Origin of the sequence: Pseudomonas sp. TWR1-1-3, from assembly GCF_049896805.1 — a bacterium.
GTDB lineage: Bacteria > Pseudomonadota > Gammaproteobacteria > Pseudomonadales > Pseudomonadaceae > Aquipseudomonas > Aquipseudomonas bubulae.
The window spans coordinates 56,319-81,263 of record NZ_JAFCUZ010000005.1 but is presented as its reverse complement, the minus strand read 5'-3'; the positions used below and the strand labels follow the sequence as shown (position 1 = coordinate 81,263).

The following is a 24,945-nucleotide window of genomic DNA, read 5'->3' as shown; positions in this document are numbered from 1 at the left end:
TCCCACAGTTCTGTGTGTTTTCAGGGGACCATATAGCCCCTGATCCCGGTAAAGATGATCTGCGCTGCAAGGGCGCAGACAAACAGGCCCATCAGGCGGCTGACGATCTGCAAACCCTGCTCACCGAGAATCCGTTCGATTCGGTTGGACAGGTAAAGCACCACGCCCACCGTCAGGCTGGCCAGGGCAATACTGACAATCGCCATCAGCTTGTCATCCCAGTGGGGCTGGCTGACGCCCATGACCAGCAACGCACCGATCGTGCCGGGCCCGACAGTGAGCGGGATGGTCAAGGGCACAATCGTCACGTCCTGCTGCACATTGTCTGTTTGCACCGCAGACTTGCCTTGGGCCATGCCCAGCGCCGAGATAAACAGCACGCTGCCGGCACCGATGCGGAATGCATCGACGGTGATGCCGAAGACGCTGAAGATCGTGCGCCCGAACAGGTACAGCAATACGCTGGAGATCAGCGTGGCCAGGGCCACTTTCCAGGCCAGCCGGCGGCGTTCCTTGTTCGAGTAACCCCGGGTCAGGCTGATAAAGCACGACAGCACGAAAAACGGGCTGTAAAGCACCAGCATCTTCAAGTACACACTGAACAGCACATGGAGCATGGTCTGAGCTCACATCGATAGGGGGCGCCGAAAGTCTATCAGGGGGATTGGCTGTCTGTTAGGACAGTTGCGTACGGGATTGACGCAGCTCACGTTGTTCGACCCAAAACTCCACCAGTTCGCGCAGTTGCGACAGCTCCACGGGTTTGGACATATGCCCGTCCATACCGGCCTGCCGGGCGCGTTCCTTGTGTTCGGTAAGGATGTGGGCGGTCAGGGCGACAACCGGAGTTCGTACCCGCTGGTGGCTGACTTCCCAGGCGCGCAACTGCTCGGTGGCGGAAAATCCGTCGAGTACCGGCATTTCACAGTCCATCAGCACCAGGTCATAGCGCTGGGTCTTCATCGCCTTGAGCGCTTCGGCACCATTGCAGGCCGTGTCCGGGTTCAGGTTGAGCTTGCCCAGCATGCCGCGGATAACCTTGGTCGAGATGTTGTTGTCTTCGGCCACCAGAATGCGGAAGTCGCCGGGCACGGAGACCGCAACGGCAGCGGGGCCATTGGCGGTGGTTTGTGCGGCGGCATGGCCTTTGTTGCGCTGGGTCAGTTCGTCCGCCAGGGTGGTCTTGAGGGTGTAGCCGGCCACCGGCTTGGCGAGGATGCGCTTGATCCCGCAGTTACGCGCAATGATCTTGCTAGGGGCATTACTGATACCGGTGAGCATGACCAGCAGGATGTCGTGATTGAGGCTCGGGTCTTCCTTGATCTTGGCGGCCAGTTGCATGCCGGTCATGCCGGGCATGTTCTGGTCCAGCAGGACAATGTCGAAGTAGTCACGCAAGTGCGCCTTGGTGCGCAGCAAGGCCAGGGCTTCCTTGCCCGAGGCGGCGGCGCTGACATTCAAGCCCCAGGCGGAGCATTGCTGCACCAGCACTTTGCGGCAGGTGTCGTTGTCGTCCACCACCAGTACCCGCGCGCCTTTGAGCGGGCTGTCGAGGTCCGAGGTGGGGTGTTCCAGGTGTTGCGGGTCCAGGGGCAGGGTCAGCCACAGGTTGCTGCCGGTGGTTTGACCGGACTTTATGCCGAATTCGCCGCCCATCAGCATGATCAGCTGGCGGGCGATCACCAGCCCCAGGTGGCCGCCCAGGCGGGTGGCGGCAAGGAAGTTCTTGCTGTGCAGTTCGGCGTGCAACAGGGCGTCACGCTCCTGCTCATCCATCGGCTGGCCGGAGTCCTGGATGGCAATGCGCAAGCGTGGCGGGCCATTGCGCTCCTCAAGGGCCACGACGATCAGGATCTCACCCTCGTCGGTCTTTTTCAGGGAGCTTTCGAGCAGGCTGAGCAGGGTCTGGCGCAAGCGTGTGGGGTCGCCGCTGATCACCCGTGGCACTTGTGGCTGGATAAAGCTGATGAGTTCGACGTTCTGCTGTTCGGCCTTGGTGCGGAAGATGCTCAGGCAATCCTCGATCAGGGCATTGAGGTCGAACTGCACGTCATCCAGTTCGATCTGCCCTGACTCAAGCTTGGAGATGTCGAGGATTTCGTTGATCAGCGTCAGCAGCTCATTACCGGCGCTGTGGATGGTCTGTACGTAGTCGCGCTGCTTGACCGAAAGCGGTGTGCCCAGCAGCAGCTCGGTCATGCCCAGCACGCCGTTCATGGGGGTGCGGATTTCATGGCTGATCTTGGACAGGAACTCGGCCTTGGCATTGACTTCGGCCGTGCTGGCCGCCAGTTCGCGGCTGATGCTGAACTGGGCCTGGGTGATGCTGCGGTTGCGTTCGCTCAGGGCGAAGCTCATCAGCAAGCCGCTGATGCACACCACGCACATCAGCGCCAGCACCAGCTCCTGCGGTGCGATGAGGGTCAGGCCCAGTAGCGCCGGGAGAATCACCAGGGTGCCGATATTGAAAATCACCATCGCCATGGCAAACATGCGTGCCGGTTTGTAGCCCTTTTGCCAGTGGTAAACCGATACGGCCAGAATGCTGACACTTGCCAGTCCGACCAGGGCATAGGTAATGAGGTTCAGCGGCAGGTTGTCGATAAACAGCAGCAACAGGCCACCGAGGGCGATAATAAGAATGTCCAGCAGCAGCAGTTTGAGCAGCCGATGGGCACCGCGACTCGCGAAAAAACTATAGGTGAACATCAGCCCGCACGGGGCGGTCAGCAGCAGTGTCAGGTAGGCGCCCGGGGTTTGCAGGCTGTGCCACTGCCCCAGCCAGGGGTCGAGCAGGTTCAGGAACAACACTGAACTGGCCATGAGCAATGCTTCGCAGATCGCCAGCCACAGGCTGCTGGGCGAGCGGCTGAAGGCAAAGCGCACAATGTTGTGCAGCAACAGCATCGTCATGCAGCCCAGCAACAGGCCATAGAGCAGGGGCTTGCTCTGGCTGGCGGCCAGCATCACGGCAGTGTCGAGAGTAATGTGGGGGCGCAGCTGGTGGTCAGAGACCATGCGCAGGTAAACATCCAGCGGTTCGGCGCTTTGCGGCAGGGGCAGCAGGTAGTCACTGCTGGGCACCGGTTTGCGGTTGGTGGGCAATGCCGAGCCGGTGTTGATTTCGCTGATCAGTTTTTGATCATCGAATACATACATGTCCAGGCGCGCCAGGTCAGGGGCAAACAGCCGCAGGATCTGCTCGTGCTTGTCGGGTTGCAGGCGTACGCGCAGCCACAAGGCTTCGCCGGGTTCAGCAGCACCAATGCGGTCAAGGTCGACAGGGCTGAACTGGCTGGACAGGCGAGGGGAGCGTACATCGCTCAGTTGCAGGCTGGCCTGCGGGTCTGACAGAACAGACCAACTGGTCGCTGTAGCGGCTTGCGCAGGCATCATGCCAAGCACAGTGGCCAGTAGGGCGGCGGTAAAAGCTATGGCGATCCTGAGCCAGCGCACGGCGAAATCCCTTCATGGATTGAAGCTAGACGGTAACTATGCGCGGGCCTGGAACGGTTAGGCAAGGGCGCAGACGCCCCGCCTATCCGTATGGAGTGTTTACTCCTGAGGTTCACCACGTTCGCGAGCAATGGCACGGTAGCCGATATCGTTACGGTAGAAGCAACCCTCCCACTCGATGGCCTTGGCCAGCTCGTAAGCCTTGTGCTGTGCCGCTTCTACGGTGTCGCCCATGGCGGTTGCGCACAACACGCGACCCCCCGAGGTCACCACCTCACCGGCTTGATTGAGTGCAGTACCGGCATGGAACACTTTGCCTTCCAGCTTGGCGGCTGCGTCCAGACCCTGGATGACAGTACCTTTTGCGTAATCGCCAGGGTAGCCGCCGGCGGCCAGCACGATACCCAGGCTCGGGCGCGGATCCCATTGCGCTTCAACCTTGTCCAGCGCTTGAGCCAGAGCCGCTTCAACCAGCAGTACCAGGCTCGATTGCAGGCGCAGCATCACCGGTTGGGTTTCCGGATCGCCGAAGCGGCAGTTGAACTCGATCACTTTCGGGTTACCGGCCTTGTCGATCATCAGCCCTGCGTACAGGAAACCGGTGTAGACGTTGCCTTCTTCGGCCATGCCACGCACGGTTGGCCAGATGACCAGGTCCATGACGCGCTGATGAACGTCAGCGGTGACCACCGGGGCAGGGGAGTAAGCGCCCATGCCTCCGGTGTTCGGGCCGGTGTCGCCGTCGCCGACACGCTTGTGGTCCTGGCTGGTGGCCATCGGCAATACGTTCTTGCCGTCGACCATCACGATAAAGCTGGCTTCTTCGCCGTCGAGGAACTCTTCGATCACCACGCGCGAACCGGCTTCGCCAAAGGCGTTGCCTGCGAGCATGTCACGCACGGCGTCTTCGGCTTCGGCCAGGGTCATGGCGACGATAACGCCTTTGCCGGCAGCCAGGCCATCAGCCTTGATCACGATCGGCGCGCCGACTTTCTGCAGGTAAGCCAGAGCCGGTTCGATTTCGGTGAAGTTCTGGTAGTCGGCGGTCGGGATCTTGTGACGCGCCAGGAAGTCTTTGGTGAACGCCTTGGAGCCTTCCAGCTGAGCGGCGCCAGCGGTCGGGCCGAAGCAGTCCAGGCCACGGGAGCGGAACAGGTCAACCACACCGGCAACCAGCGGGACTTCCGGGCCCACGATGGTCAGGGAAACGTTTTTCTCGGCAAAGTCTGCCAGTTGCTCAAGGGCCAGCACGTCGATGGCGACGTTCTCGCATTTGGCTTCAATGGCGGTGCCGGCGTTGCCCGGGGCAACGAATACTTTGGCGACACGTGGGTCCTGAGCTACTTTCCAGGCCAGTGCGTGTTCGCGGCCACCGCTGCCAATGATCAAAACATTCATTTCAAAAACCTCGGATGACGCTGAATTCTGATGAGCACCGCTGAGGTGCCTGAAGGCCGGGCTTTTGTGGGAGCCGGGCTTGCCCGCGATACAGGCACCTCGGTGTTTCAGACACTACCGAGGTGTTGCTGTCGCAGGCAAGCCAGCTCCCACAAAAGCCGGTGCCTACATGGGATCGTGCTGTTAGTGACGGAAGTGGCGCATGCCGGTGAACACCATGGCAATGCCCGCTTCGTCAGCGGCTGCAATCACTTCGTTGTCACGCATCGAGCCGCCTGGCTGGATCACGGCAGTGATACCGGCTTTGGCTGCGTTGTCGATGCCGTCACGGAACGGGAAGAATGCGTCCGATGCCATGACCGCGCCCTGCACTTGCAGGCCGGCGTGTTCAGCCTTGATCGCAGCGATACGGGCCGAGTTTACGCGGCTCATCTGGCCTGCGCCGACACCGATGGTCTGACGACCCTTGGCGTAAACAATGGCGTTGGACTTCACGTACTTGGCCACTTTCCAGGCAAAGATCAGGTCGTTGATCTCTTGCTCGCTCGGGGCGCGCTTGGTCACGACTTTCAGGTCTTCGCTGCCGATCATCTCGATGTCGCGGCTCTGTACCAGCAAACCGCCGTTAACGCGTTTGAAGTCCCAGGCCGGGGCGCGATCTTCGCTCCACTGGCCGCAGGCCAGCAGGCGCACGTTGGCTTTGGCGGCCACGATGGCGCGGGCTTCTTCGCTCACGGACGGGGCAATGATCACTTCAACGAACTGACGCTCGACAATGGCCTTGGCCGTTTCGGCGTCCAGCTCACGGTTGAAAGCGATAATGCCGCCGAAAGCCGACTCGGTATCCGTGGCGTATGCCAGCTCGTAGGCCTGGCGAATGCCGCCTTCGGCGTCCGGGCTGACGGCAACGCCGCACGGGTTGGCGTGCTTGACGATGACGCATGCCGGTTTGACAAAGCTTTTTACACATTCCAGCGCGGCATCGGTATCGGCCACGTTGTTGAACGACAGTTCCTTGCCTTGCAGCTGGGTTGCAGTGGCAATGCTGACTTCGGTCGGCTTGGCTTCAACGTAGAACGCCGCTTTCTGGTGCGGGTTCTCGCCGTAGCGCATTTCCTGGGCCTTGATGAACTGGCTGTTGAAGGTGCGCGGGAACAGGCCGCGGTCTTCGGTGCTCAGTGTTTCAGCGGCCTGGTTCACGGTGCCCAGGTAGTTGGCGATCATGCCGTCGTAGGCGGCAGTGTGTTCGAAGGCCTTGAGCATCAGGTCGAAACGCTGCGCGTAGGTCAGGCCGCCGGCCTTGAGGTTTTCCAGAACATTGGCGTAGTCGCTGGCATTGACCACGATGGCCACGTCTTTGTGGTTTTTCGCTGCCGAGCGAACCATGGTCGGGCCACCGATATCGATGTTCTCGATGGCAGTCGGCAGGTCGCAACCTGGTTTGGAGATGGTGGCTTCGAACGGGTAGAGGTTGACCGCGACCAGGTCGATCGGCTTGATGCCGTGCTCGTTCATGATGTCGTCGTCGATGCCGCGACGGCCCAGGATGCCGCCGTGGATTTTCGGATGCAGGGTTTTCACCCGACCGTCCATCATTTCTGCAAAGCCGGTGTAGTCCGCGACTTCAACAGCGGCCACACCGTTGTCTTGCAGCAGCTTGAAGGTACCGCCAGTGGACAGGATCTCGACGCCGAGGGCTTCCAGTTCACGGGCGAAATCAAGGATTCCGGTTTTGTCGGAAACGCTGATTAGAGCGCGGCGGATCGGCAGGCGGGTAGTCTGATCGGTCATCTCGATTTCCATCAAAAGCAAAGGAGTCAGCAAAAAAGGCGGCCTGTTTTATCAGGACGCCTTTCAGGTTTGATTGAATGCTTACAGCAGATCGTACTGTTTGAGCTTTTTGCGCAAGGTGCCGCGATTGAGGCCCAGCAGCTCGGAGGCCTTGGTCTGGTTGCCCTTGACGTAGTTCATGACGCACTCGAGAAGGGGAGCCTCGACTTCGGAAAGTACCAGGTTGTAGACGTCCGTGACTTCAGCGCCCTCCAGATGGGCGAAATAATTGTGCAGCGCCTTCTCGACACTCCCGCGAAGGGTCTGGCCTTCTTCGCTCGGTGTATTGAGGTGCTGTTTCAAGTTGACGTTGTCGCTCACGGGCGTTGTTCCACTCACTAATGTCTCGGTCATCATCGTCATGCGGCCACCCATCCTTCGTCCCCTGTCACCAGGCTCTTGTGTCGTTCGGCGAAAAACGCCTGAACGTTGGCGCATTGTGCTTCCGTATCTTCCAAACGATTGAAGTGGGCGCGAAACTCCTTGGCGCCCGGCAAGGTTGCCAGATACCACCCGACATGCTTACGGGCGATACGTACGCCCAGCACCTCCCCATAGAAGGTGTGCAATGCAGCCAGGTGCTCTAGCAGAATACGTTCCACTTCGATCATCTCCGGTGCCGGCAGCAGTTGCCCGGTACGCAGAAAGTGATCGACTTCGCGGAAAATCCAGGGCCGCCCCTGGGCCGCCCTGCCAATCAACAGTCCGTCAGCCCCGGTCGCGCTCAGCACGTGCAGGGCCTTTTGGGGTGAATCGATATCGCCGTTGGCAAACACCGGTATCGACACGGCCTGCTTGATCGCGGCAATGGTGTCGTACTCGGCATCACCGGTGTACAGGTCGGCACGGGTTCTGCCGTGCACCGCCAGTGCGCTGATCCCGGCTTGTTCGGCGATCTTTGCCACCGTGATGCCGTTCTTGTTGTCCCGGTCCCAGCCGGTGCGGATCTTCAGGGTAACCGGCACATCAACCGCAGCCACGACGGCCTGCAGGATCTCGTTTACCAGTGCTTCGTCTTTCAGCAACGCGGAGCCGGCGGCCTTGTTGCAGACCTTCTTTGCCGGGCAACCCATGTTGATATCAATAATCTGTGCGCCCAGCTCCACATTGGCTCTGGCGGCGTCTGCCAGCATTTGCGCATCACCGCCGGCGATCTGTACCGAGCGTGGCTCGGGATCACCGTCGTGAATCATGCGCAGGCGCGATTTGCGACTGTTCCAGAGACTCATGTCACTGGTGACCATTTCCGAAACAACCAGGCCTGCACCCATGCGTCGGCAAAGCTGACGAAAGGGCTGGTCGGTGACACCCGCCATGGGGGCGAGAATCAAACCGTTGTTCAATGTATATGGGCCGATGCGTACCGCCGACATAGGACTTCCCTGTTGTGGGGCCGGATCTTGGGAGTTCGAAAAAGGGTTGGCATGATACCCGCTCTCGATGACTGGTTAAAGCTGCAATTGAGTGAATTTTGAACAATAAGCAGCAAGTTTCAAGGGTCAAGCGGCAAGCCGGTGCGCTTTAAACGTGTCGGTTACAGCTTAAAGCTAGCAACTTGTGCGAAACCCGCTCATTCGGGCGAGTGAAAACTCAGGCTGTAGTTCACGGCCTTGGGGCCCGGGTCGAGGATGTCCAGAGCAATGTGGATAGGGGTTTGCGGTGGCATTTCGGCTTTGGCCAAGTCACCGCTGAGGTATTCGCCAGGTTTAAACCGACGACTGGCGATCATTTTGCCGTTGAGATCGGCAAATCGCAGTTCCAGCAGCGGGAAGGGCTGAGAGAACGGTGCGCGATTGTAGAGGATTGCATCCACCACCAGCGCACCGGCGAATTCCGGATGGCTGCGTACCACCAGATTGCTGCTCTTGATCCGGTCGATATCGACCTTGGAGGGCACCGTACAGCCGATCTGCGGGCACAGCTGCTGGAAGATCGGGCGGTACTGGTCCTGGCGTGCCAGTTCGTCGAAGTGGTTGGCAATGTACTGCCCGGCCAGTGCGGCTGCGGCCAGGAGTACCAGCAAGCTCCAGAGCAGGCGTTTGCCCCAGGGCGTACGGCGTTTTTGCCAGTCCAGCTGCAGCGGATCGTCCACCAGATCCATCAGCGGGTCTTCGCCCATGGCCGGTTCATTGCGTTTGCGTCTGTCCTTGCTGACGGGCGCAGGCTCAGGGAGTGCGTCGTCCTCGTCCTCGGTGGCAGACAGTCGTTCGCCTGTCAGCGGCGGTTCGAGGTCGTCGTCCAGGGAAAGCTGAAGCGGCGGGGTATCGTCGGGTTCATCGAGGTCCAGTGACAATGACGGCTCGGTGCGTCCGGTTTGCGCAATCTCGGCGGCTTGCCCGGCAACCTTGGCGGATTCGGCGCGGTCTGCCGCAGATTCGCTGAACAGGCTGTCTGACCACTCACCTTCTTCTGCGTCAGAGGTTTCGCGACGAGCGCTTAGCGACGTGGTTTTGGGCTTGTGCGGTTGGCCAAAGCTTTTGCTGGGCTGGATTTCACGCTCTTCGAGCTTGGCCAGTTCTTCGTCCAGATCCAGATGGTCGAGATCGATCGTGCTGGTCTGCCACGGTGCCGGGTTGACCGGCACGGTTGGGGCAGGTACTTCGACAGGGGCAGGTTCGATCACTTCGGGCGCGGCGACGACGGGCATCTCCACGGCGGGCGGCTGCCCTGTTTCAGTGCTCTGGTTCAGCAACTGCTGCGCGGCATTGAACACTTGCAGGCAGGCGCCACAGCGCACCACACCGCGCGCCATGCCCAACTGGGCGTGGCTGACGCGAAAACTGGTCTGGCAATGTGGGCACTGGGTAACGAAGCTATCGCTCATGCGGCCATCCGGATTGGGCATGGTTTCATTCTAGCGCCGACGGCCGCTGATGCGCACCCAGCCATCGCGATTGGCAATCGGGTCCAGATCGAAGTCCTGGGCGTAAGCGGCGGCCACTTCTTCGCCCTGTTCGGCGAGGATGCCCGACAGTGCCAGGCGACCACCCGGTTTGACCAGGCTCGACAGTTGCGGGGCCAAAGCAACCAGTGGGCCGGCGAGGATGTTGGCGACCACGACATCGGCCTGCACTTGTGGCATGTCTTGCGGCAGGTACAGCGGGAACAGGGCCGGGTCGATGCCGTTGCGGTTGGCGTTGTCGCGTGAGGCTTCCAGCGCCTGCACGTCGATATCGGTGCCGACGGCTTCCTTGGCTCCCAGCAACAGGGCTGCGATGGCGAGGATGCCCGAGCCGCAGCCGAAGTCCAGTACGTTGCAGTCTTTCAGGTCCTGACCGTCCAGCCATTCCAGGCACAGGGCGGTGGTCGGGTGGGTGCCGGTGCCGAAAGCCAGGCCCGGATCGAGCAGCAGGTTGACGGCATCCGGCTCGGGAGCCGCGTGCCAGCTTGGCACGATCCACAGGCGCTGGCCAAAACGCATCGGGTGGAAATTGTCCATCCAGCTGCGTTCCCAGTCCTGGTCTTCGATCACTTCGGCGTGATGCTCAGGCAGTGGCGAACCGGTCAGCAGTTCCAGATGGGAGAGTACGAGTTCGGCTTCGGTGCCGCCTTCGAACAGTGCCAGCAAATGGGTGTGCGACCACAGCGGGGTGGTGTTGAGCTCAGGTTCGAAGATCGGTTGGTCTTCGGCGTCCATGAACGTAACCGAAACGGCACCGACTTCGAGGAACGCGTCTTCGTAGGTTTCGGCTTGTTCCGGGCTGATGGCGAGGCGTACTTGCAGCCAAGGCATGGCGGGCACCTTTGAAAAATTGGAGTGTGCAGCCGGTCGGGCCGCGAGAAGCGCGCAAGTTTACGCGAGCGTAGGCATGGGGGGTAATCAAAAAACGATGAATGCAACGGATCCCTGGTGGGAGCGGGCTTGCTCGCGATACAGGCGACCTGGTCTGGCAGGTTGGCCCGTGTGAGGCCACCGCGAGCAAGCCCGCTTCCACAAGGGCAGTTGCCTGCCTTGCAGAAACAACAAAGCCGCTCGAAAGCGGCTTTGTTGATCAGAATACAAACTTACTGGTTAGCCAGTTTGTGTTCCAGGTAGTGAATGTTGACGCCGCCTTTGCAGAAGCCTTCGTCATTCACCAGATCACGGTGCAACGGGATGTTGGTTTTGATCCCGTCGACCACGATTTCGTCCAGGGCATTGCGCATGCGCGCCATGGCTTCGTCACGGGTCGAGCCCCAGGTGATCAGCTTGCCGATCAGGGAGTCGTAGTTGGACGGAACCTTGTAGCCGCTGTACAGGTGCGAATCGACGCGAACGCCGTTGCCGCCCGGAGCGTGGAAGTGCTTGACCATGCCAGGGCTCGGCATGAACGTCGCCGGGTCTTCCGCGTTGATCCGGCACTCCAGCGAGTGACCGTGAATGTTCACGTCAGCCTGGGTGAAGGACAGCTTGTTGCCGGCTGCGATGCTCAACATCTCTTTGAGGATGTCGATGCCAGTGACCATTTCGGACACCGGGTGCTCTACTTGCACACGAGTGTTCATCTCGATGAAGTAGAAACGACCGTTCTCGTACAGGAACTCGAAAGTACCCGCGCCGCGGTAGTTGATGTCCACGCAGGCCTGAACGCAACGTGCCAGAACTTCGGCGCGTGCGGTTTCGTCGATGCCCGGTGCCGGAGCTTCTTCCAGCACTTTCTGGTGACGACGTTGCAGCGAGCAATCGCGGTCGCCCAGGTGGATGGCATTGCCCTGGCCGTCGGAAATGACCTGAACTTCCACGTGACGCGGATTGGTCAGGTATTTCTCGAGATAGACCATCGGGTTGCTGAACCAGGCGCCGGCTTCTTCGCGGGTCTGTTTGGCAGCTTCGATCAGGTCTTCTTCACGGTGCACAACGCGCATACCGCGACCACCACCGCCGCCAGCGGCCTTGATGATTACCGGATAGCCGACTTCACGGCCAATGCGCAATGCGGTTTCAGGGTCTTCCGGCAGCGGGCCGTCAGAACCTGGAACGGTCGGAACGCCTGCTGCGATCATGGCGTGCTTGGCCGATACCTTGTCGCCCATCAGGCGAATGGTGTCGGCTTTCGGGCCGATGAAGGCAAAACCGGATTTCTCGACCTGTTCGGCGAAGTCGGCGTTTTCAGCCAAAAAGCCGTAGCCCGGGTGAATCGCCGTGGCACCGGTCACTTCCGCGGCCGCGATGATGGCCGGAATGTGCAGGTAAGACAGGTTGGCCGGTGCCGGACCGATGCAGACGGTTTCGTCTGCCAGGCCCAGGTGCATCAGCTCTTTGTCGGCAGTGGAGTACACAGCGACAGTCTTGATCCCCATTTCCTTGCACGCCCGCAGGATGCGCAAAGCAATCTCGCCACGGTTGGCGATCAGGACTTTTTCCAGCTTCTGAGGCTTCAACATCGTTGGCTCCCCGTGGTTCAAACGATGGTGAACAGCGGTTGGTCGAATTCAACCGGCTGACCGTTTTCTACCAGGATGGATTCGATAACACCGGCTTTTTCGGCGGTGATGTGGTTCATCATTTTCATCGCTTCCACGATGCAAATGGTGTCGCCGACCTTGACGGTCTGGCCCACTTCAACGAAGGCAGGCGAGGTAGGCGCCGGGGTGCGGTAGAAGGTACCGACCATTGGCGACTTGACCACAAAACCGTTCAGTTTCGGTGCAGCAGGCGCTTCGGTCACGGTGGCAACCGGGGCAACCGGGGCAACAGCCACTGGCGCTGCAGCAGGCGCTTGCATTGGGGCTGGCGCGTAGTACTGCTGGGCAGGTGTCTTGCTGTGACGGCTGATACGTACGGACTCTTCGCCTTCTTTGATTTCCAGCTCGTCGATGCCGGACTCTTCCAGCAGCTCGATCAGTTTCTTAACTTTACGGATATCCATGAATCGTCAACTCCCAATGGGTCGGTCAGGGGCGTTTAGCTTGTAGTTCAAGCTGTTCCAGGGCGGCCTCCAAGGCCAGTCGATAACCGCTGGCGCCAAGGCCGCAGATCACACCTACCGCAACGTCGGAGAAGTAGGAGTGATGGCGGAAAGGTTCGCGTTTGTGCACGTTAGACAAATGCACTTCGATGAATGGGATGCTCACCGCCAGCAGCGCGTCACGTAATGCCACGCTGGTGTGGGTAAAAGCCGCCGGGTTGATCAGAATAAAATCCACGCCTTCGTTGCGGGCAGCGTGTACGCGGTCGATCAATTCATACTCGGCGTTGCTTTGCAGGTAGAGCAAATGGTGGCCGGCATCACGGGCCCTTTGTTCCAGATCCTGATTGATTTGCGCCAGGGTGGTAGCGCCGTAGACGCCCGGCTCGCGGGTGCCGAGCAGGTTCAGGTTGGGGCCGTGTAGTACCAGGAAAGTCGCCATCTGCTGTTCCTTATTATCTGTGTGCAGTTGTCAGTGCCGGGCGACTATGCCGAAAAGCGGATTCGCTGTCCAGTTAACTGCAATAGCCAGCACGATGACCGATGTTCGCGAAAAGTTTGTGACTGAGGCTCTAGATCTGGTCATTCGCGATCGCAACACGTTCGGCGAAGTCCGCGGCATTGATCTCGCCGATGACCCGTTGGTCACTTATTTCGGCTCCCTCCTTGCCGAAGAACATCAGTGCCGGAGGGCCGAACAATTTGTAGTGATCGAGCAGGGCGCGTTGTTCGGCATTGCTGGCAGTCATATCGAAACGCACCAGTCGGTAACCCTTGAGCAGATCCAGCACCCTGGGGTTATTCAGCACCTCATGTTCGATCACTTTGCAACTGATGCACCAGTCGGCGTACCAGTCCAGCAACAGTGGTTGCCCAGCGGCTTTGGCCTGGGCCAGTGCGCTGTCCAGTTCGGCCGGGGTGCTGACAGTGAGCCATTGGCCTGCTGGTACTGCAGAACCATTTGCGGCGCTGGCAACCGGTTGGGAATGGCCGATGGGGTTGAGCGGATCGCTCTGACCGCTCAGGGCGCCAAACCAGCAGGCCAAGGCATAGATCAGTAAAAACAGGCCCAGCAGTTGAGCCAGACGCTGGCGCGGGGCTTTGCTGGTGAACTCGAGGGTGCCAAGAAACAAACTGACACCCGCCGCCAGCGCGCCGATCAGCAGCAGCGTGACCGGCCCGGGCAGCACGCGGCTGAGCAGGCCGATTGCCAGGCCGAGCAGCAGTACGCCAATCGCGTTTTTCACACTGACCAGCCACGGTCCGCTTTTTGGCAGCCAGGCCGCACCACCGGTTGCGACCAACAGCAACGGTGCGCCCATCCCCAGGCCCAGGGCGAACAGTTTCAAGCCTCCGCCCAGCGCATCGCCACTGGCACTGATATACAGCAGCGCCCCGGCCAGCGGCGCCGATACACAAGGAGAAACCAGCAGGCTGGAGACCACGCCAAGCACCGCCGCGCCCCACAGCGAGCCACCCTGGGTGCGATTGGCGACACGGTCGAGGCGATTGCTGATGGCTTGCGGCAGTTTCAGTTCAAATACACCGAACATGGCGAGGGCGAAAATGGCGAAGAACAGCGCGAAAGGCACCAGCACCCACACCGATTGCAAACGTGCCTGCAAATTGAGTTGCGCACCGAACATGCCCATCAAGGCGCCCAGCAGGGCAAAGCAGGCCGCCATCGGCAGCACGTAGGCCAGCGACAGGCTGAAACCGCGCAGCCCGCCCACCTGGCCGCGCAACACCACGCCCGACAGAATCGGCAGCATCGGCAGTACGCAGGGAGTAAATGTCAGGCCCAGGCCGGCCAGGAAAAACAGCGCCAGTTCGCGCCAGTTCCACGCGGTTGCCGGTTCGCCGGTGCTGGTGGCTGTGCCGCCATCGATGCTCAGGCGCTCGGTTTCCGGCGGGTAGCACAGGCCCTTGTCGGCACAGCCCTGGTAGGTGACCACCAGGGTGAAGGGGCGCTGGTCTTTGGCCGGGCGCGGGATATCGACGTCAAGAATGCCGTGATAGACCTCGACATCGCCAAAGTACTCATCGTGTTTGGCTTCGCCGGGAGGCAGTTGCGCGGTGCCCAGGGCGATATCGGCGGGTTCGGTCTTGAAGGCGAACTTGTGCCGGTACAGGTAATAGCCTTCGGTGGGCACGAAGCGCAGCTTGATCGACTCGGGTGTGCTGCTGATGAGGTTGAGCTTGAAGGCTTCGCGTACTGGCAGAAAGTCGCTGCTGTTGTTGATGGCGCCCAGGGTTGCGCTGGGGCGGTTATCCAGCAAGCCCGCGCCCATGGCAGGCACGGCAAACAGCAGACACAGGAGCAAAAGCAGGCGGCGCATAGGAATCTCGCAAAGCAAACGTGCGGGCATGATAGCGCGGTGCATGGGTATGTGGGTGTGTGGGAGCGGGCTTGCTCGCGATTGCATCACCGTGGTCATGCAGGTAGACCGAGTCGTCGGTATCGCGAGCAAGCCCGCTCCCACAAGGGGGGCGGGTTACACCCGAAACGCCTGCACCGCGGTGTTGAGTTCTGACCCCAGCGTCAGTAGCTGCTGGCTCTGGTCGCGGGCAATGCCGATGCGTTGCAGGTTTTCGTCCCCCAGCACGTGAATGCGCTCGCTGTGGTCGCGAATCTCGCTCACCGCCCCGGTTTGCTGGGCGGTGACGTCGGCGATGCGTACGGCGGTAGTGGAGATGGTGGCTATCGCGTCGACAATTTCATCCAGTGCACCGTCGGCATCCTGTGCCTGCTGGGCAGTCGCCTGCGCGTGGGTCACTTGTGCGCGGATGCCCTCAACCGATTGGCGGGCGGCCAGTTGCAGGCCGCCAATCAGGGTCTGGATTTCGTTGGTCGCGCCTGCGGTGCGCTGTGCCAGCGAGCGCACTTCTTCCGCGACCACGGCAAAGCCGCGGCCCATTTCACCGGCGCGGGCCGCTTCGATAGCGGCATTCAGGGCCAGCAGGTTGGTCTGGTCGGCAATCGATCGAATCACCGTCAACACGCCACCGATGGTGGCCGACTCTTCGGCCAGGCGTTCGATGGTTTGCGCGTTACCTTGTACTTCACCGACCAGGGCATGCAGCCCGGTCAGGCTCTGGCCAATCACCCGTTGCCCCTGGGCCACCGCAAGGCCGGCACTGCGGCTGGCATCGGCAGCCTGGCTGGCGTCGCCCGCCACCTGGGAAATGGTGGCCTCCAGCTCACCCAGTGCGTCGCGGATTTGTGCGCTATCGCCGGCCTGGCGCTCAGCGCCGCTGTGCAGTCCGGAGCTCAGCTCGGCCAGGGTCCGGCTGCTGCCGGCCACTTGCTCGGCATTCAGGCGCAAGGTGCCCACCAGGTTCACCAGATAGCTGCGCAGGCGGTTTAGTGACGCCTCGATATCACGCAATTCCCGGTTGGTTTTACCCAATTGAATGTCGCGGCTGAAATCACCTTCGGCCCAGGTCGACAGCAGCGGTGCAAGGTAGGTCAGTACCCGCGCCAGTTTGCGCTGCAAGGTGTCGATCAGGAGTGCGATCAACAGGATAAGGCCAATCATCAGGCCCTGGATCAGCCGCACTTCATTCTGGATTTGCCCGTGTTCGGCGCGCACAACGGGCTCCAGCCCGGCAATGGCCTGCTGTACGGCGTTGAGCTTGAGGTGGGTGGCGGCGCTGAGCTGGCTGCGTTGTTCGATCTGGTCCCGGGTGCGCTTGAGTTCTGCGGGGTAGCGGCTTAGCAGGCTGTTAAGTTCGCGCTTGAGAGCAATTCCTGCATCTTCGGCTTGGGTTGTTTCGGTGGGATCAAGGCCCATCATCGCGGCAAAATCATCGGTGCCCGAGGCACTTTTACTGCTCACGCCCAGCAGGGGCAGGGCGTCGATTTGCCTGGCCTGGAGCTCAATGCTGTCTAGCTCACGTTCCACATCGCCGGCCAGTTCACTGCGTCCGCTACTGACCAGTTTTTCGCGGGCGAGGGACAGCTTGGCCAGGTGTTGCGAGGCAGTAAATAGCAGGGGCAGATAAGCGCGGGCCTCGTTGGAAGTGGCGTCACTGGCATATTGGCCGAGTTGTTCCAGGCCGGCGCTCAGCTCGCGTTCGGCCTGTAGCAGTAAGGCCTGGGGGTCGCCGGCCAGTTTGCCAGCGGCCAGCAGTTCGGAATTGCTGTAGGTGCTGAGGTTTTCCAGGCTGGGGCGCAGTGCATCGGCCAGTGCGGGCGGCAAAGGAGTGAGTTCGCTTTTGAGAGTGTCGAGGGCGCTGTTGGCATCACTCAGGCGCAGGGCGTCACCGCTGGCCAGGTAGTCCTCGATATTGCGTGCCACTGTGTTGTGGAACTGCTGCGAAAGGCTCAAGTAGCGTTCCATCAGCAAAAATGGGCGTTCCAGGGCCTGTTGTGACCACCACAAGGTTGCACCCAGCGCGAGGCACACGGCGACCAGCAATAGCGTGTTGAGGTTGGTTAGCAGCTTGAGGCGCATGTGGGATTTTGCCTACTACACAGTCAGAAGCGGCAAAAGTTATTGCACTTAAGTTACAGCGTTGTGACGAAAACTCGGGATCAGGGGCAAATAGTGGCAATTGGCCTTGTCTGGTGAAAGGGTTGTACCTGATTGCGCCCATTGTTCTTGGCGCGGTACAGCGCCTCATCGGCCTGGGAGGCCATTTGCAGGCTGTCGGCTTCGCCCTGCATCTGCACCACGCCTGCGCTGAAGGAGCACGACAGGTCTGCGGGCTGGGCCGGGTAGTGGATTTCGGCAAAGCGCTGGCGAATCTGATTGAGTACCTTATAGGCCGACTCTTGATCGGTGTCAGGCATCACAATCGCGAATTCCTCGCCGCCGTAGCGGCCAATAAAGTCGCTTTTGCGCAGGCGCTGCTTGAGAAACAGCGCCAGGCTCTTGATCACCCGGTCGCCCATGGGGTGGCCGTAGCCATCGTTGACGTGCTTGAAGTGATCGAGGTCGAGCATGGCAAAGCTCAAGGGGCGGTTCTCGCGGCGGGCGCGAAAGGTGCAGTCTTCGAGCAGTTGCAGGATATGGGTGTGGTTGTACAACCCGGTCAGGCTGTCGCGCACCATTCGCGCCTTGAGATGGCGGGCGCGCACGGCACGGTTGCGTACGGTGGTGATCAGATGGCGCGGCTGGATCGGCTTGGTCAGGAAGTCATCGCCGCCCTCGCTCATGGCATCAAGCTGCTTGTCCATATCGTCTTCGGCCGACAGATAAATGATCGGCACGCTGACGTAGCGGTCGTTGTGGCGGATGACCTTGGCCAGCTCGGTGCCGGTACAGGAGGGCATGTACATGTCGAGGATGATCAGGTCCGGCTGGAAGTCTGCCAGCTCGGCCATCGCCTGGATCGGATCGATCAGGGTGCGGGTAACAATGCCTGCGCTGTTGAGCAGGCGCTCGGTGTGCAGCGCCTGGGCCCGGGAGTCGTCAATGATCAGCACTTTGTAGGGCTCATATTGGGCGACACAGGTCAGCACCTCGATTTTCTCCATCAGGCTGGAGGCTTCCAGGGTGCCGGTCAAAAACGCCTGCCCGCCTGCGCGCACCGCTGCAAGGCGGGTCGGGGTGTCGGTTTCATGCAGGCTGAAAAACAGCAGCGGCAATTTTTGCTCAAGACCGGCTTGGGCCTGGGCGGCCAGTTCAAGGCCAAAACCGGGGCTGGCAAAGTCCACGTCCATCACAATGGCGGCCGGATGACGCTCGGCCATGGCCTGACGAAATGCTGCCGGGCTGCTGATCGCCTGGGCGCTGAGCTCGAAAAACTCCAGCTGCCTGGCTAGTCGGTCGGCGCGCGACAGGTCTTGCAGCAGGATATACACCGGCTTGCGCAGCGGTGGCAGGTTGATATTTCCCATCAAGTCGCCCTGACGCAGGCCGGTGCGTGACAGGCGCTGCATAAGGCGATTGAGTTTGGTGATGATCGAGCTGCTCAGGCGGCTCTGGTTGGCGGCCATGTCCTGCAGCGCCAGGCCGATGGCCCGCGCCAGCGCGGTATGCTCCGGTTGCTCGAAGCGCTCGGCAAAGCGCAGCAGGCGCAAATTGGCGTCGTCGAGCTCGGCCAGGCCGGCAGGCGACCACTCATTGGCCTGCAGACGTTGCCAGATCTCAAGGATCTGGCGGGCCTGGTGGGTGACACGCTGGGCAAAGTGGTTTTTCAGACGCTCGCGACTGGGATCTTCTTGCTCGGTCATAACCTGGCTGCTGGGTAGGGAGGCATGCTGAAATCGAATGATGGCTCTATGCTAGCAGCTCATTGCAAATCTACGAGTTTCTCCTTGAAATTAACTGTCGGGCAGCCATATTGCCCATCACCTGTGCGCTTGTTCTATAGTGCCGGGCGTAGTGGCCCCCTGAGATAAAAAGCGTGCATGCAAGGCACGATGGGTTAGGGTTGTGGTCGAACCGTTGAATCAAGCATATGAAAGGATATAGCCATGCTGGACTGGAAAAAACGTGAGGGCACAGCCCGCGAATCGGTCAAAGAGCCCAAAATACAGTCGCGTGGCTATTTCAAGAGCATCCTGCTGAGCCGTTCCATCGCGGTGCTGGTAGGGATTTTTGTGCTGGTGAACCTGGGTCTGGGCTGGTACTGGAGCCAGGAGCCGGATCTGTTCCCGGTGCAGCAAAACGCGCAATTGGCGGCCGAAAAAGAAGGCAAGCAGATGGTGCCTGGCTTCACCACCGTCGAAACCCTCAAGACCGTGGCCGGCACATTGCTGAGCAAGCCGGGCGGTTACCTGTCCAATGACCGTTTTCCACCGGGCATTTTTCTGGACAACATCCCTAGCTGGGAATACGGCGTTCTGGTGCAGGTGCGCGACCTGACCCGCGCCCTGCGCAAAGACTTCGCCCGTTCACAGTCGCAGTCTGCGGAAGATGCCGATCTGGCCAAGGCCGAGCCGCGTTTCAACTTTGACAACAAAAGCTGGATGCTGCCGTCCAGCGAATCCGAATACCAGGAAGGCATCAATTCCCTGAGCCGTTATCAGGCACGCCTGTCTGACCCGAATCAGAAAAACGCCCTGTTCTATGCCCGCGCCGACAACCTCAACAACTGGTTGGGTGATGTCGGCACGCGTCTGGGCTCGTTGTCGCAACGCCTGTCGGCCAGCGTGGGTCGGGTCAAGCTCAACAGCGCGCTGAAAACCGAAAGCCTGCAACCGGGTCAGGTGCCGGTGGTGGATGAAGAAGTGGTAGAAACCCCGTGGATGCAGATCGACAACGTGTTCTATGAAGCCCGTGGTCAGGCCTGGGCGCTGTCACACTTGCTGCGTGCCATTGAGGTCGACTTTGCCGATGTGCTGGCGAAAAAGAACGCCACGGTCAGCGTGCGCCAGATCATTCGCGAGCTGGAAGCGGCGCAAGAACCGGTCTGGAGCCCGATGATCCTCAATGGCAGCGGCTATGGCGTGCTGGCCAACCATTCGCTGGTCATGGCCAACTATATTTCCCGCGCCAACGCGGCGGTCATGGACTTGCGTCAATTGTTGTCGCAAGGCTAAGCAATGGCCATTTCAGCCTTGGAGGCCGCACACCGTGCGGCCTCTGATGTCGAGCAAGTTGCCTGGGTGGATCGCGATGATCGCCTGCTGGGTGGTCTGCCCCGTCATGAATTGCGCGAGCGCGGCCTGATTGGACGAGGTACGTTCATTTTGCTGTTCAACTCTGCCGGGGAGCTGTGCGTGCATCAACGCACCCTGAGCAAAGCGCTGTACCCGGGGTTCTGGGATGTGGCAGCGGGCGGCATGGTCGGGGTGAATGAAACCTACGCCGAATCGGCGGCCCGTGAGTTGGCCGAAGAACTGGGTGTGAGTGGTGTGCCGCTGACGGCCCATGAGCGCTTTTACTTCGAGGCTCCGCAAAACCATCTGTGGTGCGCAGTGTTTTCAGCGGTGTGGGACGGCCCGTTGCAGGTGCAGCCCGAGGAAGTGCAGCAAGCGTGCTTTATGCCGGTGGCCGAGGCATTGCACCTGAGTACGCAACTGGACTACTGCCCTGACTCACTGGATGCGCTCAAGCGTTATATGACCCAGGGCTGACGTTGATTCCCCCTGTGGGAGCGGGCTTGCTCGCGATTCAGTCGACCCGGTTTTTCAGTTGCACCGCTGCGATCCCATCGCGAGCAAGCCCGCTCCCACAAGTTCGTGGCTGGCGCTTTAAAAAATGCCGCCGATTGGCTATTGGGATGCAGCGATTTTGTCGTTACACTGCGCGACCTTTTTCAGGCTCAGGCGGTTTTCCCTCCTGAGTTGCGCTGCCCCTGCCAGAGTGGGGCTTCGCGGTCGGTACACCCTGGCGCAACAGCGCCAGGCACCGGCCAATTATTTGTCCTCCGAATGAGGATTGCCGGTGGCCAAAAAAGCCGCATCCTTCGCCGCCCTGGGTGGCCTGGTATTTTCCACCGACGCAGGTCGTCACTGTCCGGACTGCCGTCAGCCGGTGGACGCCTGTACCTGCAAACAAACCCTGATCCCCGAAGGTGACGGTATCGCTCGCGTGCGCCGCGAAAGCAAAGGCCGCGGCGGCAAGACGGTGACCACCATCACCGGCGTGCCGTTGGCTGAAGACGCACTCAAGGAACTGGCCACGACGTTGAAAAAACGCTGCGGCACCGGTGGCGCGTTGAAAGACGGCATCATCGAGATCCAGGGCGACCACGTCGAACTGCTGCTGGCCGAGCTGGTCAAGCACGGTTTCAAAGCCAAGAAGTCCGGCGGCTAGCAGCCTCTGTGAAAGCCACCGCACAGCCGTTCTGGCGCCCCTCGAAGGCTGGTCAGAGCGTGCTCGCCATGGTTTTCACAGAGCCTGTTATCACCGGTTTCTAAACTCGGCGCTATTGTCAGGGTCTGACTAATCGTCACGTTCACACTTTAGACTGCGCCAGCCTGCTTTCAGGCTGGGCTATTTGACTTATTTATAGGGGACTTCGATGTCCGTACGACGCACACGCAAAGACGATGGCAGCCAATGGACAGTTGCGGACAGCCGCAGTGTTTACGGGATTCGCCATTGGGGGGCCGGGTATTTCGCGATCAATGAAGCCGGTCGCGTAGAAGTCCGTCCGAACGGCCCGAACAGCTCGCCCATCGATTTGTACGAGCAGGTCGACGAGCTGCGCAAGACCAGCGGTTTGTCCTTGCCGTTGCTGGTGCGTTTCCCGGATATCCTGCAAGACCGTGTACGCCAGCTGACCGGCGCATTCGATGCCAACATCGCGCGCCTGGAATACCAGAGCGAATACACCGCGCTGTACCCGATCAAGGTTAACCAGCAGGAAGCGGTGATCGAAAACATCATCGCTACCAAGAACGTGTCGATCGGTCTTGAAGCCGGCTCCAAGCCCGAGCTGCTGGCCGTGCTGGCCCTGGCGCCCAAGGGCGGCACCATCGTCTGCAATGGTTACAAGGACCGTGAGTTCATCCGCCTGGCGCTGATGGGCCAGAAGCTGGGTCACAACGTCTTTATCGTGATCGAGAAAGAATCCGAAGTAGACCTGGTGATCGAAGAAGCGGCCTCGCTCAAGGTCAAGCCACAGGTTGGCCTGCGCGTGCGCCTGTCGTCCCTGGCGTCGAGCAAGTGGGCCGACACCGGCGGTGAAAAATCCAAATTCGGTCTTTCTGCCGCGCAATTGCTGTCGGTGGTTGAGCGCTTCCGTGCGGCCGGTCTGGACCAGGGCATCCGCCTGCTGCACTTCCATATGGGCTCGCAGATCGCCAACCTGGCGGACTACCAGCACGGTTTCAAGGAGGCGATCCGCTATTACGGCGAACTGCGCAACCTCGGCCTGCCGGTTGACCATATCGACGTGGGCGGCGGTCTGGGTGTGGATTACGACGGTACCCACTCGCGCAACGCCAGTTCGATCAACTACGACATGGACGATTACGCCGGTGTGGTCGTGGGTATGCTCAAAGAGTTCTGCGATGCGCAGAGCCTGCCGCACCCGCACATCTTCTCCGAGAGTGGCCGTTCCCTGACCGCGCACCACGCCATGCTGGTGGTGCAGGTGACCGACGTCGAGAAACACAACGACGACGTGCCGGTGATCGAAAACAAGGAAAGCCTGCCGGAAACCGTGCAATGGCTGGTGGACCTGCTGGGGCCGACCGACATTGAGATGGTCACCGAAACCTACTGGCGCGCCACGCACTACATGAGCGATATCGCTGCCCAGTACGCTGATGGCAAAATCACCCTGGCGGAAAAGGCCCTGGCCGAGCAGTGCTACTTCGCGGTGTGCCGTCGCCTGCACAACTCGCTGAAAGCGCGTCAGCGTTCCCACCGTCAGGTGCTGGACGAGCTCAACGACAAGCTGGCCGACAAGTACATCTGCAACTTCTCGGTGTTCCAGAGTCTGCCGGACACCTGGGCGATTGGCCAGGTACTGCCGATCCTGCCGCTGCATCGTCTCAACGAAGAGCCGCTGCGTCGCGCCGTGCTGCAAGACCTGACCTGTGACTCCGACGGCAAGATCAAGCAATACGTCGACGAGCAGAGCATCGAAACCAGCCTGCCGGTGCACGGGCTGAACGAAGGTGAAGACTACCTGCTGGGGATCTTCCTGGTGGGCGCTTACCAGGAAATCCTCGGTGACATGCACAACCTGTTCGGTGACACCGACTCGGTGAACATCTACCAGAACGAAGACGGCAGCGTGTACCACGCCGGTATCGAGACCCATGACACCATCGAAGACATGCTGCGCTACGTGCACTTGTCGCCTGAAGAGCTGATGAACCACTACCGCGACAAAGTGGCCAGCGCCAGCATCAGTGCCAAGGAGCGTACCCAGTACCTCGACGCATTGCGCCTGGGCCTGACCCGCTCGTCGTACCTGTCGAGCCACTGATCCCCACGGGCTTCAGAGCTGACCGAAAAACGCCGGCCTGTGCTTTGCACGGGCCGGCGTTTTTTTTCGCCTCAGTGTCAGGCGCCGAACCACTGGTTCTTGCGTTGCATTCGCCATGCGTACACGCCCAGGGTCAGGCTGCGCAGCACCATAAACAGCAGGAAACTTATCCACAGCCCGTGGTTGCCATAGCCGTGCAGGACCCAGGCGGCGGGGAAGGCGATGACCACGCTGATCACCATGGCATTGCGCATTTCACGAGCGCGGGTAGCACCGATAAACAGCCCGTCAAGCAGGTAGCTCCATACTGCAATCAGCGGCAGCAGGGCCAGATAGGGCAAGTACTGGAAAGCGGTTTCGCGCACAACGGGAATATCGGTCTGCATTTGCACAAACAGATGCCCGCCGAACATAAACAGCAGCGCAAAACCCAGGCTGGCCAATAGTGACCAGCCGCAGGCCACCACCATCGAGCGGCGCAACGCCTCACGGTCGCGGGCGCCAATAGCGTGTCCGCACAGTGCCTCGACGGCGTGGGCCAGACCGTCCAGGGCATGGGCAGCCAGCAGCAGGCCATTGAGCAATAACGCATTGGCAGCCACGGTGGCATCGCCCAGGCGGGCGCCTTGCAGGGTGATGGAGAAAAACACCAGTTGCAGCATCAGGCTGCGGATAAAAATATCGCGATTGACCCCCAGTAACGGCTTCCAGTTGTGCCACATGCCCAGGGCGGCCCACACTACCCTGCCCGGATATCGACGCAGGGCACCGCGGGTCAGCCACAGGCCGAGCAGGGCGCCGCTCCATTCGGCAATCACCGAAGCCCGGGCCGAGCCTGCCACCCCCCAGTCCAGCCCGAGGACGAACCACAGGTTCAGCGCGATATTCACCAGATTGGTCGTCAGCAGGATCGCCAACGGTGCGCGAGCGTTTTGCGTGCCCAGAAACCAGCCTACCAGTGCATAACTGGCCAGTGCGGCGGGCAGGCCAAATAGCCGTGTGTGGAAGAACTCCAGAGTCAGCGCGTGCAGTTCGGTGGAGGGCTGCATCAGGCTCAGGGCCACGCCGCTAAAAGGAATCGCAATGGCCCCCAGCAGCATCGACAACAGCACGCTGAGCAACAGGCCCTGCAGCAGGATTTGCCGCAGCGCGGCGCCATCACCGCGTCCGGCGGCCTGCGCGGCGAAGCCGGTGGTGCCCATGCGCAGAAAACCCATCATCCAGGCCAGGAAGATATACAGGCTGGCGCCCACGGCGACGGCGCCCAGTTGATGGGCGTGGGGCAAATGGCCGATAACGGTACTGTCGACCAACGCCACCAGCGGCACGGAGATATTGGACAGGATCATGGGGGCCGCCAGCGCCCACACCCGGCGATGGGTAGGACGGTCGCGCCAGTCGGCTAACAGGGAAGATGACATGCAGGCTCCTTGGGGGAGCGCGATTGTAGCCGCAAAGCCTGCCCTCACCCCAACCCTCTCCCGGAGGGCGAGGGGGCTGATCTGCGCTTTTGTCCCCTCTCCCTTCGGGAGAG

General features: G+C 60.6%; 19 protein-coding genes. 4 read left to right on the top strand and 15 right to left on the bottom strand.

Features of this window, described 5'->3' with window-relative positions; genetic code table 11:
* Positions 1-20: 20 nt before the first annotated feature.
* The 14 genes from ACP7BE_RS18850 to ACP7BE_RS18785 form a co-directional block, all read right to left on the bottom strand.
* Positions 21-617 carry a MarC family protein gene (locus tag ACP7BE_RS18850; protein ID WP_095001023.1) on the bottom strand — a complete coding sequence of 199 codons (597 nt, stop codon included), beginning with the start codon at positions 615-617 and terminating at the stop codon, positions 21-23.
* Between the two features lie 58 nt (positions 618-675).
* Positions 676-3,456 carry a hybrid sensor histidine kinase/response regulator gene (locus tag ACP7BE_RS18845; protein ID WP_095001024.1) on the bottom strand — a complete coding sequence of 927 codons (2,781 nt, stop codon included), beginning with the start codon at positions 3,454-3,456 and terminating at the stop codon, positions 676-678.
* 99 nt (positions 3,457-3,555) lie between these two features.
* Entirely contained in the window at positions 3,556-4,854 is a 1,299-nt protein-coding gene (gene purD / locus ACP7BE_RS18840; protein ID WP_095001025.1) for a phosphoribosylamine--glycine ligase, read from the bottom strand.
* Between the two features lie 183 nt (positions 4,855-5,037).
* A complete protein-coding gene (gene purH, locus ACP7BE_RS18835) occupies positions 5,038-6,645 on the bottom strand; it encodes a bifunctional phosphoribosylaminoimidazolecarboxamide formyltransferase/IMP cyclohydrolase (protein WP_095019746.1) in 1,608 nt (535 codons plus the stop codon).
* Positions 6,646-6,726: 81 nt separating this feature from the next.
* Positions 6,727-7,047, bottom strand: coding sequence for a DNA-binding transcriptional regulator Fis (gene fis, locus ACP7BE_RS18830; RefSeq protein ID WP_003439210.1), 321 nt, complete (start codon positions 7,045-7,047; stop codon positions 6,727-6,729).
* Entirely contained in the window at positions 7,044-8,057 is a 1,014-nt protein-coding gene (gene dusB, locus ACP7BE_RS18825; protein ID WP_095020812.1) for a tRNA dihydrouridine synthase DusB, read from the bottom strand. Before dusB ends, fis begins: the two co-directional genes overlap by 4 nt.
* Before the next feature lie 197 nt (positions 8,058-8,254).
* The gene (locus tag ACP7BE_RS18820; RefSeq protein ID WP_095020836.1) at positions 8,255-9,508 is read right to left on the bottom strand and encodes a DUF3426 domain-containing protein; all 1,254 of its coding nucleotides are present in this window, start codon (positions 9,506-9,508) and stop codon (positions 8,255-8,257) included.
* Positions 9,509-9,538: 30 nt separating this feature from the next.
* Complete coding sequence (gene prmA / locus ACP7BE_RS18815) at positions 9,539-10,417, bottom strand: 50S ribosomal protein L11 methyltransferase (RefSeq protein ID WP_095019748.1); 879 nt, start codon at positions 10,415-10,417, stop codon at positions 9,539-9,541.
* Positions 10,418-10,689: 272 nt separating this feature from the next.
* Positions 10,690-12,048, bottom strand: coding sequence for an acetyl-CoA carboxylase biotin carboxylase subunit (gene accC / locus ACP7BE_RS18810; protein WP_095001029.1), 1,359 nt, complete (start codon positions 12,046-12,048; stop codon positions 10,690-10,692).
* A gap of 17 nt (positions 12,049-12,065) precedes the next feature.
* A complete protein-coding gene (accB, locus tag ACP7BE_RS18805; protein WP_426106855.1) occupies positions 12,066-12,533 on the bottom strand; it encodes an acetyl-CoA carboxylase biotin carboxyl carrier protein in 468 nt (155 codons plus the stop codon).
* 25 nt (positions 12,534-12,558) lie between these two features.
* Positions 12,559-13,014 carry a type II 3-dehydroquinate dehydratase gene (gene aroQ / locus ACP7BE_RS18800; protein WP_048360251.1) on the bottom strand — a complete coding sequence of 152 codons (456 nt, stop codon included), beginning with the start codon at positions 13,012-13,014 and terminating at the stop codon, positions 12,559-12,561.
* Between the two features lie 130 nt (positions 13,015-13,144).
* Complete coding sequence (locus ACP7BE_RS18795) at positions 13,145-14,911, bottom strand: protein-disulfide reductase DsbD (protein WP_095024468.1); 1,767 nt, start codon at positions 14,909-14,911, stop codon at positions 13,145-13,147.
* A gap of 156 nt (positions 14,912-15,067) precedes the next feature.
* The gene (locus tag ACP7BE_RS18790; protein WP_411567437.1) at positions 15,068-16,111 is read right to left on the bottom strand and encodes a methyl-accepting chemotaxis protein; all 1,044 of its coding nucleotides are present in this window, start codon (positions 16,109-16,111) and stop codon (positions 15,068-15,070) included.
* Between the two features lie 998 nt (positions 16,112-17,109).
* Positions 17,110-18,753: a diguanylate cyclase gene (locus tag ACP7BE_RS18785; protein ID WP_426106853.1), complete on the bottom strand. Its 1,644-nt coding sequence runs from the start codon at positions 18,751-18,753 to the stop codon at positions 17,110-17,112.
* Between the two features lie 243 nt (positions 18,754-18,996).
* Between ACP7BE_RS18785 and ACP7BE_RS18780 the strand changes: the two genes are divergently transcribed.
* From ACP7BE_RS18780 to speA, 4 genes are all read left to right on the top strand, one after another.
* Positions 18,997-20,064 (top strand): DUF2333 family protein, encoded by a 1,068-nt coding sequence (locus ACP7BE_RS18780; RefSeq protein WP_095001034.1) that lies wholly within the window; start codon positions 18,997-18,999, stop codon positions 20,062-20,064.
* Positions 20,065-20,067: 3 nt separating this feature from the next.
* A complete protein-coding gene (locus tag ACP7BE_RS18775) occupies positions 20,068-20,601 on the top strand; it encodes an NUDIX hydrolase (protein WP_095026017.1) in 534 nt (177 codons plus the stop codon).
* Between the two features lie 310 nt (positions 20,602-20,911).
* Positions 20,912-21,283, top strand: coding sequence for a translation initiation factor Sui1 (locus tag ACP7BE_RS18770; RefSeq protein ID WP_016783399.1), 372 nt, complete (start codon positions 20,912-20,914; stop codon positions 21,281-21,283).
* A 208-nt stretch (positions 21,284-21,491) separates the two neighbouring features.
* On the top strand, positions 21,492-23,411 hold the full coding sequence (gene speA, locus ACP7BE_RS18765) for an arginine decarboxylase (protein WP_095001036.1): 1,920 nt from the start codon (positions 21,492-21,494) through the stop codon (positions 23,409-23,411).
* A gap of 77 nt (positions 23,412-23,488) precedes the next feature.
* Here speA and ACP7BE_RS18760 read toward each other — a convergent pair whose 3' ends face one another.
* Positions 23,489-24,832, bottom strand: coding sequence for an MATE family efflux transporter (locus ACP7BE_RS18760; protein ID WP_426106849.1), 1,344 nt, complete (start codon positions 24,830-24,832; stop codon positions 23,489-23,491).
* Positions 24,833-24,945 lie beyond the last annotated feature (113 nt).

Bases quoted from the DNA above. Each gene is read 5' to 3' on its own strand.
- ACP7BE_RS18850 (WP_095001023.1), bottom strand. From the start codon at position 617: ATGCTCCATGTGCTGTTCAGTGTGTACTTGAAGATGCTGGTGCTTTAC.
- purD (WP_095001025.1), bottom strand. From the start codon at position 4,854: ATGAATGTTTTGATCATTGGCAGCGGTGGCCGCGAACACGCACTGGCC.
- purH (WP_095019746.1), bottom strand. From the start codon at position 6,645: ATGACCGATCAGACTACCCGCCTGCCGATCCGCCGCGCTCTAATCAGC.
- fis (WP_003439210.1), bottom strand. From the start codon at position 7,047: ATGACGATGATGACCGAGACATTAGTGAGTGGAACAACGCCCGTGAGC.
- dusB (WP_095020812.1), bottom strand. From the start codon at position 8,057: ATGTCGGCGGTACGCATCGGCCCATATACATTGAACAACGGTTTGATT.
- ACP7BE_RS18820 (WP_095020836.1), bottom strand. From the start codon at position 9,508: ATGAGCGATAGCTTCGTTACCCAGTGCCCACATTGCCAGACCAGTTTT.
- prmA (WP_095019748.1), bottom strand. From the start codon at position 10,417: ATGCCTTGGCTGCAAGTACGCCTCGCCATCAGCCCGGAACAAGCCGAA.
- accC (WP_095001029.1), bottom strand. From the start codon at position 12,048: ATGTTGAAGCCTCAGAAGCTGGAAAAAGTCCTGATCGCCAACCGTGGC.
- accB (WP_426106855.1), bottom strand. From the start codon at position 12,533: ATGGATATCCGTAAAGTTAAGAAACTGATCGAGCTGCTGGAAGAGTCC.
- aroQ (WP_048360251.1), bottom strand. From the start codon at position 13,014: ATGGCGACTTTCCTGGTACTACACGGCCCCAACCTGAACCTGCTCGGC.
- ACP7BE_RS18795 (WP_095024468.1), bottom strand. From the start codon at position 14,911: ATGCGCCGCCTGCTTTTGCTCCTGTGTCTGCTGTTTGCCGTGCCTGCC.
- ACP7BE_RS18790 (WP_411567437.1), bottom strand. From the start codon at position 16,111: ATGATTGGCCTTATCCTGTTGATCGCACTCCTGATCGACACCTTGCAG.
- ACP7BE_RS18785 (WP_426106853.1), bottom strand. From the start codon at position 18,753: ATGACCGAGCAAGAAGATCCCAGTCGCGAGCGTCTGAAAAACCACTTT.
- ACP7BE_RS18780 (WP_095001034.1), top strand. From the start codon at position 18,997: ATGCTGGACTGGAAAAAACGTGAGGGCACAGCCCGCGAATCGGTCAAA.
- ACP7BE_RS18775 (WP_095026017.1), top strand. From the start codon at position 20,068: ATGGCCATTTCAGCCTTGGAGGCCGCACACCGTGCGGCCTCTGATGTC.
- speA (WP_095001036.1), top strand. From the start codon at position 21,492: ATGTCCGTACGACGCACACGCAAAGACGATGGCAGCCAATGGACAGTT.
- ACP7BE_RS18760 (WP_426106849.1), bottom strand. From the start codon at position 24,832: ATGTCATCTTCCCTGTTAGCCGACTGGCGCGACCGTCCTACCCATCGC.